Annotated in this window: 11 protein-coding genes and 2 pseudogenes; 10 read left to right on the top strand and 3 right to left on the bottom strand. The window is 68.1% G+C overall.

What is annotated here, in order from left to right; translation table 11 throughout:
- Positions 1 to 107 precede the first annotated feature (107 nt).
- Together ACFWY6_RS05280 and ACFWY6_RS05275 are read right to left on the bottom strand one after the other, a co-directional pair.
- The gene (locus tag ACFWY6_RS05280; RefSeq protein WP_384686572.1) at positions 108 to 2,126 is read right to left on the bottom strand and encodes an SPFH domain-containing protein; all 2,019 of its coding nucleotides are present in this window, start codon (positions 2,124 to 2,126) and stop codon (positions 108 to 110) included.
- A gap of 65 nt (positions 2,127 to 2,191) precedes the next feature.
- Positions 2,192 to 2,818, bottom strand: coding sequence for a hypothetical protein (locus ACFWY6_RS05275; RefSeq protein WP_384686570.1), 627 nt, complete (start codon positions 2,816 to 2,818; stop codon positions 2,192 to 2,194).
- 359 nt (positions 2,819 to 3,177) lie between these two features.
- On the opposite strand from ACFWY6_RS05275, the gene ACFWY6_RS05270 reads away from it, so the two are divergent.
- The 6 genes from ACFWY6_RS05270 (at position 3,178) to ACFWY6_RS05245 (ending at position 9,897) form a co-directional block, all read left to right on the top strand.
- Complete coding sequence (locus tag ACFWY6_RS05270) at positions 3,178 to 3,513, top strand: STAS domain-containing protein (protein ID WP_384686568.1); 336 nt, start codon at positions 3,178 to 3,180, stop codon at positions 3,511 to 3,513.
- Between the two features lie 629 nt (positions 3,514 to 4,142).
- Positions 4,143 to 5,387, top strand: coding sequence for a cation:proton antiporter (locus tag ACFWY6_RS05265; RefSeq protein ID WP_384686566.1), 1,245 nt, complete (start codon positions 4,143 to 4,145; stop codon positions 5,385 to 5,387).
- A gap of 94 nt (positions 5,388 to 5,481) precedes the next feature.
- The gene (locus ACFWY6_RS05260; protein ID WP_384686564.1) at positions 5,482 to 6,780 is read left to right on the top strand and encodes an ArsB/NhaD family transporter; all 1,299 of its coding nucleotides are present in this window, start codon (positions 5,482 to 5,484) and stop codon (positions 6,778 to 6,780) included.
- An 81-nt stretch (positions 6,781 to 6,861) separates the two neighbouring features.
- Positions 6,862 to 8,808: an NAD-binding protein gene (locus ACFWY6_RS05255; protein ID WP_384686563.1), complete on the top strand. Its 1,947-nt coding sequence runs from the start codon at positions 6,862 to 6,864 to the stop codon at positions 8,806 to 8,808.
- 171 nt (positions 8,809 to 8,979) lie between these two features.
- Positions 8,980 to 9,279: a hypothetical protein gene (locus tag ACFWY6_RS05250; RefSeq protein ID WP_384686561.1), complete on the top strand. Its 300-nt coding sequence runs from the start codon at positions 8,980 to 8,982 to the stop codon at positions 9,277 to 9,279.
- A gap of 138 nt (positions 9,280 to 9,417) precedes the next feature.
- A complete protein-coding gene (locus tag ACFWY6_RS05245; RefSeq protein WP_384686559.1) occupies positions 9,418 to 9,897 on the top strand; it encodes a CBS domain-containing protein in 480 nt (159 codons plus the stop codon).
- Positions 9,898 to 10,239: 342 nt separating this feature from the next.
- On the opposite strand, the gene ACFWY6_RS05240 is transcribed toward ACFWY6_RS05245, so the two are convergent.
- On the bottom strand, positions 10,240 to 11,703 hold the full coding sequence (locus ACFWY6_RS05240; protein WP_384686557.1) for a SulP family inorganic anion transporter: 1,464 nt from the start codon (positions 11,701 to 11,703) through the stop codon (positions 10,240 to 10,242).
- A gap of 395 nt (positions 11,704 to 12,098) precedes the next feature.
- Here ACFWY6_RS05240 and ACFWY6_RS05235 point away from each other — a divergent pair, with 395 nt between their 5' ends.
- The 4 genes and pseudogenes from ACFWY6_RS05235 (at position 12,099) to ACFWY6_RS05220 (ending at position 14,418) form a co-directional block, all read left to right on the top strand.
- Positions 12,099 to 12,614 carry a beta-class carbonic anhydrase gene (locus ACFWY6_RS05235; RefSeq protein WP_384686555.1) on the top strand — a complete coding sequence of 172 codons (516 nt, stop codon included), beginning with the start codon at positions 12,099 to 12,101 and terminating at the stop codon, positions 12,612 to 12,614.
- A gap of 94 nt (positions 12,615 to 12,708) precedes the next feature.
- Positions 12,709 to 12,831 (top strand): annotated as a pseudogene (locus ACFWY6_RS05230) (IS5/IS1182 family transposase); the annotation flags it as partial.
- Positions 12,832 to 12,953: 122 nt separating this feature from the next.
- A pseudogene (locus tag ACFWY6_RS05225) lies at positions 12,954 to 13,435 on the top strand (DUF6624 domain-containing protein).
- Positions 13,436 to 13,689: 254 nt separating this feature from the next.
- Positions 13,690 to 14,418 (top strand): hypothetical protein, encoded by a 729-nt coding sequence (locus ACFWY6_RS05220; protein WP_384686553.1) that lies wholly within the window; start codon positions 13,690 to 13,692, stop codon positions 14,416 to 14,418.
- Positions 14,419 to 14,676 lie beyond the last annotated feature (258 nt).

Here is a 14,676-nt window from a genome sequence, read left to right as displayed (position 1 = left end):
TGTTTAGTTTCGTGTTCTTGTCCGGCTGCCGCCTGTTGGCTGGTTGTTTGGGGGGGGTGGGCGCGGTGCCCCCACACCCCCTTTTCTCCGCACCCGGCCGGTCTGGTTCAGCTCCGGTGCGGTCCGGAGCCGTTGAGCTCGGTGAGCGGCAGGTCGGCCAGACCCAACTGGCCTGCTTTGTCGAGCAGTTCGCGCACCTGCCCGGACTGTTCACCGCCGCCCTTCATGAGCTTCATCAGCAGCGCGGAGACGGTGAGGTTCTGTACGTCGGAGGTGGAGACCGAGCCGAGCAGGCGGGTCAGGTCGTCGGTGAAGCTCGCGCTGCCGTCCAGCCACGGGCCTGCCAGGGCCTGTGCGGTCTCGGAGTTCTGGATGAATCCGTCGACGCTCTTGCCGAGCGCGATCGACGACATCAGCCGGTCGAAGAAGACCGACTCGCCGCCGACGATGCTGATGTCGGCGTTCTCCAGGCCGGTGGCGAGGACGGTCGCCTGCGCCTCGGCGACCTGCCGCTGCACCTCGATGCCGGCGAGCCGGACGTCCTTGTCCGCCTCCAGGCGGAGCCTGTACTCCTCATGCGTGCGGGACGCCTCGTCCAGGGCCGCCATCGCGGCCGCCTTCTCGGTCAGGCCCGCCGCCTCCGCCTTCAGTTTCGCCTCGACACCCTGCGCCTCCGCGCGCATCCGGGCCTCGGTGGCCTCGGCCTCGGCGCGGCCCGCCTTCTCGATGGCGTCCGCCTCCTTCTCGCGGACCTGGACGGCCGCCAGGCCCTCGGCGGCACACTCCGCCTGGACGCCCTCCGCCAAGCGCAGCTTCGCTTGTGCGTCCAGGTCGGTCGCCTTCAGCCGCGCCTCGGCCAGGGTGATCTCCTCGGCCGCGCGGTGTGTGGCGGCCTGTTCGGCGGCCTCCGCCGCCTTGATGCTTTTGACCAGGCCCTCCTGCGCCTGCGCCTCAGCGGCGATGATCACGGTCTGGCGCTCGCGTTCGGCCTCCTCCACGGCGCGCAGCTTCTTGATGGACTCCTCCTGCTCGGCGACCGTGCGGTCCACGGCGACCCGCTCGCGGACGACCTCGGCGATCTCCCGCTTCTCCGCCTCGACCTCCTTCTCCGCGGCGATACGCGTCAGCTCCGTCTCCCGTTCCCGGGCGATGACTTCGAGCAGGCGGTCCTTCTCGATGCGCTCGTTCTCGATGGCGATGACGCGCTCGCGGTTCTTCTGCGCGACGGCGACCTCGCGGGCCTGGTTCTCGCGTTGCACGCCGAGCTTCTCCTCGGTGGCGAGGAAGGCGCCCTGCGAGCGCAGCCGCTCCTCCTCCACCACCCGGGCCGTCTCGGCCTCCTCACGGGCCCGTACGGTGTCGACCTCGCGCTTCTGCTTGATCTCGGCGTCCGCCTGGCGCCGCTCCAGCTCTAGGATGGCCTCGCGGGCGTCGACGTTCTGCCGGGTGATCTCCTTCTCCTCGTGCCGCGTGTACTCATTGGTGCGTACGTGCTCGACGGCCGTCAGTTCGGTGATCTTCCGGATGCCCTGCGCGTCCAGGATGTTGGAGGGGTCCAGCTGGGAGAGTGGCGTCTGCTCCAGGTAGTCGATCGCCGCGTCCTCCAGGCTGTAGCCGTTGAGGTCGGTGCCGATGACCTGAAGGATGCTGTCCCGCAGCTCGTCGCGCTTGGTGTAGAGGTCGGCAAAGTCCATCTGCTTGCCGACGGTCTTGAGCGCCTCGGAGAACTTCGCGTTGAACAGATCCTGCAACGTGTTCTGATCACTCGCCCGCGCCGTCCCGATGGCCTGCGCGACCCGGATCACGTCCTCGACGGTCTTGTTGACCCGTACGAAGAACGAGATGCGGATGTCGGCGCGGATGTTGTCCCGGCAGATCAGGCCGTCACGCCCGGTCCGCATGATGTCGATGGTCTTCACCGAGATGTCCATCACCTCGGCCTTGTGCAGCACGGGCAGCACGACCTGCCCGGTGAAGGTCACGTCGACCTTCCGCATCTTGGAGACGATCAGCGCCTTGCCCTGCTCCACCTTCCGGAACAGTCGGGTGACCGTGAACAACAGCGCGATGACGATGATCAGGACAGCGGCGACGGACACGCCGATGCCCAGAGTGATGGCATCCATGTGAAGTCCTAAGGCTTGCGGGCGCGTTGGCGCCCCGGAGAATTGAGGATGGGCGAGGGCCCGAGTCAGTGATCGGCGTGCGGATCCGGGCCGAGCGCCGCCTCGTAGGGCGCGACCCAGAAGAATTCGCCGGTGTCGTCGTAGGCGTACAGCAAGGCACTGCTGCCCGCGCCCAATGGGGCCTCACCGGCCTGCGGATCTTGTCTGACCTGGACGACAGCGACAGCGCCGTCCCGGGCCGCGACCTCAGCCTGGCCGAATCGCGTATCCACCCGCCCCGTGCGGATGGTGCACACCGACCCGATGAACTCCTGCCGGGACGGCCCGGGTTCATCGGGGAAGAGCTTGGCCAACGGCCGTACGACGTATCGCGTCACGCGCCAGGCGACCAGCAGGGAGACAAGGAGCAGAACGACAACCGCCGCGGCCTGCGCGAGCCCCGTCGGACCGGCCCGGCCGATCAGCACGGAACCGGTCAGGCTGGTCGCCCAGCCCACCACCGTCATCAGTGAGACCGCTACGGTGACCGGCACTCCACCGAGCCCCGCCACGTCGACATCCACGTCCGAGTCGAAGCTGTCCGCTTCGGCCCCGCCGAACATGACGAGCAGCCAGAACCCGAGGACGACCCCCAGGGCGGAAGTGAAGAGAACGGTCGGAAAACCCGTGGCGGCATCGAAGAACTCCTGCACCCGTCGCCCCCTTCACGCTTCTGCAGCTCCGGCCCCGACACCGGATTCCGCTTCCGTAACCCGGCACCGGGGCCAGGCCCCCGTTTCTGCCATGTCCATCCTGACCGAGGACTCCGCTGCCGCGCATTGCCGGGTTCCGGCAGTCTTTACGCGCTGTTGATGCCGAGTGCTCGATCATTCGCAGGCCGAAGGGTCGGCGAAGGAGGGCGGCTCCCCTAACCAGCAGGAGCAGGATTCCGCCCACCACCCGATACAGCCGTACATCTCTGGGCGTATCCGGTGAATCAGGCGTAGCGTGGCGCCCAGGTGTGCCGGGAAGTCTGGTCGGCGGTCACGTTCCGCTGCCCTTTGGAGCCCGGATGCCCCGCTTTCGCCCTCACCTTCCCGGAAGGTCCCGGCCGAAGCAGGGGCGGCGACGCGAAGTGGTCCGGCTGCGCGGTGAGATCACCGGCCGCAATGCCTCCTCTACGACACAGCTCATGGTCCAAGCACTCAACGCCGGACCAGAGGTGCTGGAAGTGGACCTGGACCGGGTCACCTATCTCAGCCCCGACGGCTGTGTGGCGCTCTTCGCGGCGCTCAGGGCGGCCCGGGAAAGGGACACACGACTGATCATCACGCACGCCGATGCGAGAACCGCGTCGACCTTGGACCGGATCGGATTCTCCCGCGCCCTGAGCGGCGCGGAGGAGTGAGAAGCAGTGCCATAGCCATGCGTCTCAGTCCGCCCGTAGCCTCAATCAAGGCGGATGCAGCACGCGGACTCCTCACAGATCGGCCGCGACGGCCTTCAATCCGCATGTCATGACTTCGCTCGCTCCTGGGACTACGCCTTCGGCCAGCTGCCCAAACTGGCCAGAGACGTCTCGAAGTTCGCGAACAAGGCAGATTCGAACCGCCGGCAAGACCCACGCCGGCCCGGTCCACTTCCGGTCGAGCGCGTTGCCGCGCGGGCGACCATCTCCTGGGCCCTGCGCGATCTACCGCTCCCCCTGGGCGATCTACCGGTAGCCAGTACTCGTCTGCTTCAAGCCCTGGAGCGAGTTCTTCATGCCGTCACCGATGCCCTTGATGTTCTTCCGGGGGCTCCGCTTGGCTCGATTGGTTGGCCCGGGCCGAAGCAGGAAGCTCTTGCGGGCGGCACACGCCGAGGTCACCCCAGCGGCCGACATCATGCCGGGTTCCGGCAGCATCTATGCCGCCCGAGTGCGCATCAAGAACCTGTTAGTGCCGCGTAAAGAACGTGTAGGGTTCCCCTCGGTGTGCCGGGAAGCCTGGTCGGCGTCTTGAGACAAGTCTCTTTGCTGATCGGGGAATTCCGGCCATGGTGCTTATCGTCGTCTTCGGGGTCGCACTGCTCATAGCGGTGTTGTTGTCGGGCCTCGCGGCCCGCACGGTGCTCTCCACCTCGTTCCTCTTCCTCGTCGGCGGCGCGCTCGTCAGCGACGGTTTCCTCGGTCTGATCCACATCACGCCGGACAGCGAGATCGTGTCCGTGACGGCCGACCTCGCTCTGTTCGCGGTGCTGTTCACCGACGGCATGCATGTCTCCTTCCCCAAGCTGCGCGCCAACTGGAAGAACCCGGCGCGGGCACTGGGCCTCGGCATGCCGCTCGCCTTCGTCGGTATGGCGCTGATCACCCACTATCTGGTGGGCCTGGACTGGACGACATCCTTCCTGGTCGGTGCGGTCCTCGCGCCGACCGACCCGGTGTTCGCCTCGGCCATCGTGGGGCGCAAGGAAGTGCCCTCCAAGCTGCGGCAGCTGCTGAACGTGGAGAGCGGCATCAACGACGGCCTCGCCCTGCCCGTCGTCCTCATCCTCATCGCCGCGGCAGGTCCCACCTCCGGGCACGCCGAGTCCTCCCTGGCGAAGATCGGTCTGGAGCTGCTGCTCGGCCTGATCTTCGGCGTGGTTCTGCCGATGTTCGTCATCGCCCTGGTCCGCTTCCGTCACCTGGGCGCGGAACCCAAGCTGCAGCCCCTGCTTCCGCTGGCCATCGGCGTGATCCTGTATGCGCTGTGCCACCTCACCCACGCCAACCCCTATCTGGCGGCATTCTCGGCGGGCGCAGTTCTCACTGCCCGGTCCATCGAGGCCAAGGAGTCCTTCGAACCGCTGGGCGAGGCACTGGCCGAACTGGCCAAGTTCGCCGCGCTCCTGGTGTTCGGCGCACTGCTCACGCCGCGCCTCTTCGGTGATCTGTCCTTCGGCGGGTACGTGGCCGTGGTCCTGGCCATCGTGCTGATCCGGCCCGCCTCACTGCTGCTCTCCCTGCTGGGGACCCGCTTCACCCGCCAGGAGAAGCTGGTCGCCGCCTGGTTCGGGCCCAAGGGCTTCGCCTCGGTCGTCTATGGGCTGCTCGTGCTCCAGGCCGGGATCCCCCAGGGTGAGGAGGCGTTCACACTCATCGCGGTGTGCATCGCCTTCTCGATCGTGGCCCACAGCAGCACCGACGTACCCATCGCCCGGCTCTTCCACGTCGACGAGCTCACCGATACCGAAGTGCCCGCCGCCCGGACCGGCGTTGGCACGAGCGCGGAGGAGCCCGGCCGTGTAGGAACGTGAGCTCGTCCGCCCGTATGCCGGCGTGACCGCCAACGTACCCAGGCTGTTGGGTGTGACCAGGTGAAGCGCTGCAGGAACTCGTTATCGGAGGATCGTGAACGACTGGCACAGCTGGGCTGCCATCGCCGTCTTCGTCGGCGCTTACGCACTGATCATCACCGAGAAGATCCACCGCGTCGCCGCCGCGCTCGGCGGCGCGGCCCTCATGCTGGCGATCGGGGCGACCGACGACAAGTCGGCCTTCTACTCCGAGCACTCCGGCGTCGACTGGAACGTCATCTTCCTGCTCATGGGCATGATGATGATCGTCGGCGTCCTGAAGAAGACCGGCATGTTCGAGTACCTGGCCATCTGGGCGGTCAAACGGGCCCGGGCCAAGCCGTTCCGGGTGATGGTGATGCTGATCGTCATCACCGCCGTCGCCTCGGCCCTGCTCGACAACGTCACTACCGTCCTGCTGATCGCCCCGGTCACCTTCCTGGTCTGCGAGCGCCTGGCGCTGCCCGTAGCCCCGTTCCTCATCGCCGAGGTCTTCGCGTCGAACATCGGCGGCACCGCGACCCTGGTCGGCGACCCGCCCAACATCATCATCGCCAGCCGCGCCGGGCTCACCTTCAACGACTTTCTGGTCCATCTCGCTCCGCTCTCCGCGGTGCTGGTCGTGGTGCTGGTCGCGTTGTGCCGCTTCCTCTTCCGCAAGTCCTTCGTGTACGACGAGGACCGCGCCGAAGAAGTCATGGCGCTGGAGGAACGGGAGGCCATCAAGAATCCCCGGCTGCTCGTCCAGGGCCTGATCGTGCTCGGCCTGGTCGTCATCGGCTTCGTGCTGCACCCTGTCCTGCACTACGAACCCAGCGTCGTCGCCCTGCTCGGCGCCGGACTGCTCATCGGCATGTCCACCGTCGAGACCGGCGAAGTACTCGGCGAGGTCGAATGGCCCACCCTCGCCTTCTTCGCCGGGCTCTTCATCATGATCGGCGGGCTCATCGAGACCGGCGTCATCGGCGAGATCTCCACAGCACTCGCGGACGCGATCGGCGACAGCGAACTGGGCGGCTCCATGCTCCTGTTGGGCGCATCCGCCGTCCTCTCGGGCATCGTCGACAACATCCCCTATGTCGCGACCATGGCACCCATCACCAGCGACCTGGTCGAGTCCATGGGCGGCTCGGGCACCCACGTCATGTGGTGGGCCCTTGCCATCGGCGCCGACCTGGGCGGCAACGCCACCGCGATCGGCGCAAGCGCCAACGTCGTCGTCCTGGGCATCGCCGAACGCAACCGACAGCCCATCAGCTTCTGGCAGTTCACCAAGTATGGGCTCGTCGTCACCGCGGTCACCGTGGCGATCTCGGCCGGGTACGTGTGGCTGCGCTACTTCGCCCTGGCCTAGAAGGGAGGGAATGTGACGAGCCACGGGAACCAGCGAGCACCCCACCGTGCTCCACGTGATGTGTCCTCCCTTCCCCAGCAGATGCAACAGCCCCCGCCGGCCGGCCACATGATCGTGTGCGGCGACGACGCCCTGGCCGAACGGCTGGCCGGCGAGCTGCACGCGGTCTACCGCGAGTCCGTCACGGTCGTCGTTCCCTCCGCGCGGGCGGGGGACGCGGCGCGCGGCGGCTCGGCGGGCCGGGCGGCCGCCGCCCTCCTGGGCCGGATGCAGGCCGTCATGGGCCGGTCGGCCCGCGCCTCCCCCGACGGGGACACACAGGCGCCGCGGGTCCTGGAAGCCCCGGAGCCCGACGAGCCGACCCTCGTCGAGGCCGGTGTGCGCGAAGCCGCCGCGCTCGCGCTCGTGTACGACGACGACGAGACGAACATCCACGCCGCCCTGGCCGCCCGCCGCCTCAACCCCCGCCTGCGCCTGGTCATCCGGCTCTACAACCGCAAACTGGGCCAGCACCTGGAGGAGCTCCTCGACCAGGCCGCGGCGGTGACCGCTCCCGGACTCGACCGGACAGCGCTCGACACCTCCACCACGGTCCTGTCCGACGCCGACACCGCCGCCCCGGCGCTGGCAGCCACCGCCGTCGCCGGGACCAGCAAGGTCGTACAGGCCGACGGGCTGCTGCTGCGCGCCGCGGAACGCACCCCACCGGGCCGCAGCCAGGTCGCACACCCCGGCCTGTGCACCCTGGCGCTGCTGTCGGCCACCACCAACGACCCCGCAGGCGCGGAAGGTTCGGACACCAGCGGTCAAGGCGAGGGGCCGCTCCTGCTGCCCGACGACCGCACAGTGGCCGCTGCCACCGGCCGGGGCACCATCGTCCTGGAAACCGTCACCCACGCCGGACCCGCACTGCCGCCCGGCCGCCTCGCGGGCCGGGGCATCCCGTTCGGCTCCCTGTTCTCCGCCCGGCTGCGCTGGTCCCTTGCCGGGCTCGCGGCGTGCGTCCTCGGCCTTGCGGTGGCGAACTGGCTGACGGTCCCCCACACGCATCCGCTGCACGCCGGCTATCTCACCCTGCTCGACCTCTTCGCCATCGACGACCCCGCCCTCGGCCAGCCCACCTCCCGCCAGATCCTCCAGCTTCTGTCCGGTCTGGCCGGGTTGCTGCTCCTGCCCGTGCTGCTCGCCGCCGTCCTGGAAGCCCTCGGCACCTTCCGCAGCGCGGCCGCCCGGCGGCGGCCGCCGCGCGGGCTCTCCGACCACGTCGTCCTGCTCGGACTCGGCAAGGTCGGCACCCGCGTCCTCGCCCGACTCCGCGAACTCGGCATCCCCGTGGTGTGCGTGGAGGAGGACCCCGAAGCGCGCGGCATCCCGCTCGCCCGCCGCCTGCGGGTGCCCACCGTCATCGGCGACGTCACCGACGAAGGCGTCCTGGAAGCGGCCAAGATCCACCGCGCGCACGCTCTGCTCGCCCTGACCAGCAGCGACACCACCAACCTCGAAGCGGCCCTGTACGCCCGCTCCGTCAAGCCCGACCTGCGCGTGGCACTGCGCCTGTACGACGACGCGTTCGCCACCGCCGTCTACCGCACCCTGCGCACCGCCCACCCCCAGGCCCTCACCCGCAGCCGCAGTGTCTCCACCCTCGCCGCACCCGCCTTCGCCGGGGCGATGATGGGCCGCCAGGTGCTCGGCGCGATCCCCGTCGAACGCCGCGTCCTGCTCTTCGCCGCCCTCGACGTCGCCGGCCACCCCCAGCTCGAAGGCCGCACCATCGCCGAATCCTTCCGCGCCGGATCCTGGCGCGTCCTCGCCCTGGACTCCGCCGCCCCGGACGAACGCCAGCCCGACCTGGCCGCCGCGCCCGCCGACGACGGCACCGAACACCCCGCGGGCCTGGTCTGGGACCTCCACCCCGGCTACGTACTGCGCCCCCAGGACCGCGTCGTCCTGGCCGCCACCCGCCAGGGCCTGGCCGAACTCCTCGGACGACGGCCCCGGACCCGGGCGCACGCACCAGAGACGTAGGCACATCCCTCCATCACCCCCGTCCCGTTAAGATCGGCGCAGGTGAGCCGGGAAGTCTGGTCGGCAGTAGCCCACCCCTGCCCCGCACCGGAGCCCGTAGATGTCGCCTCCCCACCCCTGCCTCGGCCAAGGCACACCTCTGCCACACCCGACCAAGGGACGTATCACGTCATGAACTGGGCCGTGCTGAGCGTCGGCGCTCTCGTGGTGTTCCTGCCGAGCGTAGGTCTGCTGGCCGGATGGGTGCCGACCGCACTGGCCCGTCGCCCCGGCCCCACCCGACTGCTCGGGACCGCCGGGGTCCTCCTCTACACAGCCGTCATCGCCGGGGCCCTGCCCCGCCTCGTCGGCGCTCCCGCCGGGGTACGCTCCGGCCTCTCCCGCGCCGCCGTCGGCCTGGTCATCCTCGCGATCCTGCTGGGGATCGTCTATGACCTCAAGCGTGGCCCCATGCCCGATTCCCGGAAGTGAGGCTCAAGTGGGCACATCTCCACGGTCCGCGGCGGGCCGAGGCGTATGTTTCCCGTCAAGGGCCTCGCCCACGTCCTGAATGCGTACGACGCTGGGCACGAGGACGTATCGGGCAAGTGAACAGACGAGGAGCCGGTCATGCGCGCTCGCGACCTGGCAGTGGAGTACGAGTCGGTGAGCCTGGACAGTGACGCGACGGAGGCGGCCAGGCTGATGGCCGAGCACCGGCTTCCTGCCCTCCTGGTGCTCGACGAACAGGGCGAGCCGAAGGCCATCCTGCCCGCCTCCCAAATGGTCAAGGTCCTCGTCCCCACCTACGTGATCGAGGACCCGACGCTCGCCGCCGTCGTCGACGAGAAACACGCCGACAGGCTGTGCCAGGCGCTCATCGGCCGCAGCGTCGGAGACTGCCTCTCCAGCAAGGCCGTGCCGCCGCCGATCGCCGACCCCGACGACACGGCCCTGGAAGTCGCCGCGCTGATGGCACAGGTCCGCAGCCCTTTGGTCGCCGTCGTGGAGAAGGCCAAGGACGGCAGGCATCTGCTCGGCGTCATCACGGCATCGCATCTCCTCCACGAACTCCTCGGAGCGTCAGGGAAGTTGGATCCCGCCTCCTGATCCTGAGGGCCAAGGAGAGGCCGACGGGACCGGAGTGGAAGGTCGTGTCGAACTGAGCGCGCTCGGGCTGGTCGGTGGAGGCATAGCGTCCCTAGAACTCCTGGCCGCCCTGCGTAAGGGGGGGTAGCGAGGTGAAGTCGTACCACCGGCCTTCACCGATCTGTACGGTTCCCCTCCCATGAGCCTCGGCCACCGTCGTACCGTCCATGGCGCGACCTCCTCTTGGGCGCCGCTCCCGCGCGGGGCACCCCAGTTGCCAGAGGGCAGGCATCATCCTCGGCTGTAAAGATTCTGGAGCTGGACGCGGATGTCGAGCGGCAGGTGAACTTGCTCGATGACGTCCTAGGTGTCTGCGACGACTGTCTTGAGCTTGTCGCGCTGTTCCCCGTTGGCGAGCGCCTTCAACCTGTTCTCGACGTGTGGTGGCAGGTCATTGAGGTTGAGTTCGACGCCGGAGTTGTGCGAATGGTCGATGAACGTCAGCAGCGCCTTCGCCCCGGACATGTCGATGTAGCTCACGCCCTCCAGGCTCAGCGACAGGTTCGAGCGGTCGCCGCCGCGCAGGGCGGAGAAGACCCGGTCGACGGAGAGGAACGACAGAGGCCCTTCGATGCGGTAGGCGTCGACATCGCCGCGGATGACCTTGGCTCTGCCCCGGCGTGCTGGTACGGCGTGCACGATGAGTGCCAGGAGGACGCCGGCGGCGACCGCCACGGTCAGGTCGACGAGGACGGTGACGATCATCGTCACGAACATCACGGCGACGTCGCCGCGCGGGGTGACGTGCGCCTTGCGCAGGCCCTCCCAGTCGAACATGCCGACCGCGGTCAGGATCAGGATGCCCGACAGAACGGCGAGGGGGATGTACTGCACGACGGTCCCGAGGCCGACCACGAGGGCGAGGAGGATGACGCTGTGCGTGGCCGCCGACAGGGCGGTGCGGCCGCCGCTTCTGACGTTGACCACGGACCGGACGGTCGCGCCGGCGCTGGCGAGGCCACCGAAGAGACCGCTGGCGGCGTTGCCGATGCCCTGGCCGATCAGCTCCTTGTTGCTCTGGTGTCGAGTGCCGGTGATGTTGTCCATGACGACCGAGGTCAGCAGCGAGTCGATGGAGCCGAGCAGCGCGATGCTGAGCGCGGGCAGCAGGAGGGTGAGGACCAGGGAGCCGCTGAGGTCGGGGACGGTGAGCGAGGGTACGGACTCCGGGATCTTGCCTATGTAGTCGATCGCGGAGTTGAGCGCGACCGGTCCGACGTGTACGTCCCGCAGGAGCGGCTCCGCGAGCCGCAGGAGCAGGGTCATGAGCACGAGCGCGATCAGGCTGGCCGGGACCGACTTGATCACGCGCGTCGACAGGAGCATCAGCACAATCGTTCCCGCAACCACCAGGAAGCTGCTCTGCACCTGATCCAGTTCGCCCAGGATGATGATGAGCGCGATCCCGCCCATGAAACCCGAGACCACGGGGTGGGGTATGAAGCGGATGAGCGACCCTAGTTTGCACAAGCCGAACAGGACCTGAAACGCACCGGCCATGATGAAGGCCAGGAACGCACCCTCCAGCCCGCACTCGGAGATCACCCCGGTGGCGACGACGGTGATGGGGCCCGTGGGGCCGGTGACCTGGCCGGGCGTACCGCCGAAGACCGCCGCGAAGAATCCGGCGAAGATCGCACCGTACAGCCCGACGAGCGCGCCTTCCGACGTGCCGGTCGCGGTAATGCCGAAGGCAATGGCCAGCGGCAAGGCCACGACAGCAACGGTCAGGCCAGCCAGGACTTCCTTGGCGATGCGCTGGAGCATCGGCCCTCATTTCGGGTCGACAAAAAATTAAACTCGGCCCACGACGGGTCGAGTTGCCGACCAGACTTCCCGGCACTCCGGTCCGTAAAGATGCCGTATGGATTGGCCCAAGGCAAGACCAACGATCACCATGTGAGATCCGCCGCATGCTAGACGTGGCCAAGCTTGACACCCTCCGGGCTCCGCCACCCCTGTGAACTGGAAGGATGCTGCGGTCAAGGGCTCTTGCCACCAACCCCCGGAAACAAGTTCGACGCCGTGGCGCCCCCTTTTCCACCCTTGCCGAAGGGGGATCGAGCAGGTTTTGATTCAAGGGAAGGTAAACCAGCACGGGAAGATCAAGCGCCGCAAGGACGCGGCCGTGACCATCTGCCACCGAAATCCGGAAGAGGGCCATGACCGCCATCGACAAACTGCTGCAGCGACACTCCGACTCGCCGCTGCGAGGTACGCCGACCATCAACACCCCAGTGCCGAGCCTGCACTTGACGATCGTCACCTGTATGGACGCCCGCATCAAAGTGTTCGACGTCTTCGGCCTGAAGCACGGCGAAGCGCACATCCTGCGCAATGCCGGCGGTGTCGTGACCGACGACACCATCCGCTCGCTCTCCATCAGCCAGCGCAAGCTGCACACCCGCGAGATCATCGTCATGCAGCACACCCAGTGCGGCATGGCGACCTTCACCGAAGACGAGTTCAAGGACGAACTGGAGCACGACACCGGCCTGAGGCCCACCTGGTCGGTGGAGAGCTTCCGGGACGTCGAGGCCAGCGTGCGAACCTCGGTGGCCCGCGTGCGGCATGCCCCGTTCCTCCCGCACACCGACCAAGTCCGCGGATTCGTTTACGACGTGCGCGACGGGTCACTGTCCGAGGCCGACGCCGCCGCCCGCACCGTCTCCGCCTGACCCTCCACTTGAGGCCAGGACCGGATGCGGGAGAGCCTGCGCACGCTGAGCCGCCCGTGATCCATGCCCTCGTCGCTGAACGCCATCCCACGGTGAGGTAGCGATCAACCGCGTGGCGGTGAACTTCCGGGCTGTGGCCACGAGATTCGACAAGCGCGCCTACGTCTTCCAGGGCACCGTGACCGTCACAGCGTTCCGGCCCTGGCTCCGGGCATAGCTCCATTAACCGGGTTCGGAGAGGCGCCCGTCACCGTTCTCCGGAACGATCCTTGTATCGATATGCGCCTCTAGGGTTGCGGTCGACGAGCACAACGCACCGACGCAACCCGGGAGTCGAGAGTGGCGCACGACGTTGCCGCGCCGACGGTGGAACTCACGGACATGGCCGTGGCAGATCACCAGTCCTCAGTCCGCGCGAACGGCGATGACCCGGCCGAGCAGTTGGCGTGGCGGCGGCTGACCGCACGGCACGGTGACCGACTCGGCGAGATCATGGATGAGTACGGCTGGCCGACGGCAGAAATAGTCGGCGAGGAGGCCGCACTGCGGCGTGGCTGATCACCCAGCACGCCGACCGGCAGCTCGACGTTCAGCGTCGCGCCCTCCAGTTGATGCAGCAGGCGGTGGCGGCAGGCGCGGCCAGCCCGCGCGAGCTGGCCTTTCTGCGCGACCGCACGCTGGTCAATGAGGGCCGCAAGCAAGTCTACGGCACTCAGATCGTTGGCGTGAAGGACGGGTCACCCGTTCCGTGGCCTTGTGAAGAGCCGGAGCGCATGGACGAACTCCGTGCGGAAGTCGGTATCGAGCCCTTTGACGAGTAGGTCGCCAAGTTCGCGATGACCTGACAACCGGGCCGGGCCGTACTCACCACGACATCTCCGACTCGGCCCACGATCTGATCCCGCCCTTCGGCTGCCCCGCATGGCGGCTGGGTTTGCCGGGATACGGAAGCCGGCGCCTCTCGCCCCATGCCGTCCGACCTCGTTGTATGCCGTTTTGGGGCCGATGGATGATGGCGCGCGGGAGGCGGGCGATTTCAGCACATGCGTGGGCGACGGCGCGCAGCACGCGCGGGGTGCCGGACGGGAACGGTGCCGGCCGGCGGTCGCTGGGCCGGGTGCGGTTCATGGGCGTGCTGCTGGTCCTGCTGTCCCTGATACCGGCGGCAGCCTGCTACGTGGTGTTCAGCTGGTGGCTGCCCTCCGACGCAAACCGCTACCGGGACTACCGGGCGGCCGAGCCGTGCTCCGCCCGCGACATCGAGCAGGAGCAGACGGACTGCCTGAGCAGCTGGCGCCTCACCGTCGAGAAGACGGTGAACAGCGGGAAGACCTACAAGGCGACCCTGACGGACCAGGACTCCTGGCGGGGAACCGTGTCCTTCCGCGACCCGGGGCCGCTCCTGGAGGGGCTCAAGTCCGGCGACCAGGTCACGGACACCGCCTGGCGGCGCGACACCGTGGTGCTCCTGAAGGACGGCGTACGGCAGAACACCTCCGAGGCGCCCCGTGACGAGGTCCAGATGAACGCCGCTGTCGGCATGATCGCCGGGCTCGTCGCAGCGCAACTCTTCGTATTCGGCGCGGTACGCCTGGTCAGGCCACGTGGCCGCGAACCCTTCACCTGGTCCCCGTACGGCAAGCGGCTGCTCGTCACCATCGCAGCGGTCTGTTTCGGGGTGGGCCTGTCGGCGGTGTGGATCGGCATCCCGTGGTGGAGCGTGCCCGCCGCCTCGACACCCATCGTGCTGTGCACGGCGGTCGTAACGCATCACCGGTTGCATCGCACGACGACTTCGCCGTAGGTACGGCCGAGCTGCCACCAGTACTGCGCCGTGCACCGCACCCGGCTCAATGACCGATAGTGATCAGCTGCCGGTGGGAAGGTGTGCTCCAGCCCGTGAAAGCCTCGTTGGATACAACCTGCCAGCGTTTTGCTGGTGTCCGCGTGCGAGCCGACTGGATTGGGTGGCAAATCGACTGGCTTCCATGTCGAAGGACAAATCCGGGCCGAGCGCACTGCGGGCAGCGGGCCTGCACGGGGCTGGCGGAAGAGCCTGGAG

The sequence above is a fragment of the Streptomyces sp. NPDC059037 genome, assembly GCF_042740015.1.
GTDB lineage: Bacteria > Actinomycetota > Actinomycetes > Streptomycetales > Streptomycetaceae > Streptomyces.
The sequence above is the reverse complement of the archived record's forward strand: the minus strand, read 5'-3'. Positions and strand labels throughout refer to the sequence as shown.

What these genes read in the sequence shown, in the direction of transcription:
- ACFWY6_RS05265 (WP_384686566.1), top strand. Translation starts at nt 4,143, where the DNA reads ATGGTGCTTATCGTCGTCTTCGGGGTCGCACTGCTCATAGCGGTGTTG.
- ACFWY6_RS05240 (WP_384686557.1), bottom strand. Translation starts at nt 11,703, where the DNA reads ATGCTCCAGCGCATCGCCAAGGAAGTCCTGGCTGGCCTGACCGTTGCT.
- ACFWY6_RS05250 (WP_384686561.1), top strand. Translation starts at nt 8,980, where the DNA reads ATGAACTGGGCCGTGCTGAGCGTCGGCGCTCTCGTGGTGTTCCTGCCG.
- ACFWY6_RS05255 (WP_384686563.1), top strand. Translation starts at nt 6,862, where the DNA reads ATGCAACAGCCCCCGCCGGCCGGCCACATGATCGTGTGCGGCGACGAC.
- ACFWY6_RS05235 (WP_384686555.1), top strand. Translation starts at nt 12,099, where the DNA reads ATGACCGCCATCGACAAACTGCTGCAGCGACACTCCGACTCGCCGCTG.
- ACFWY6_RS05280 (WP_384686572.1), bottom strand. Translation starts at nt 2,126, where the DNA reads ATGGATGCCATCACTCTGGGCATCGGCGTGTCCGTCGCCGCTGTCCTG.
- ACFWY6_RS05245 (WP_384686559.1), top strand. Translation starts at nt 9,418, where the DNA reads ATGCGCGCTCGCGACCTGGCAGTGGAGTACGAGTCGGTGAGCCTGGAC.
- ACFWY6_RS05270 (WP_384686568.1), top strand. Translation starts at nt 3,178, where the DNA reads ATGCCCCGCTTTCGCCCTCACCTTCCCGGAAGGTCCCGGCCGAAGCAG.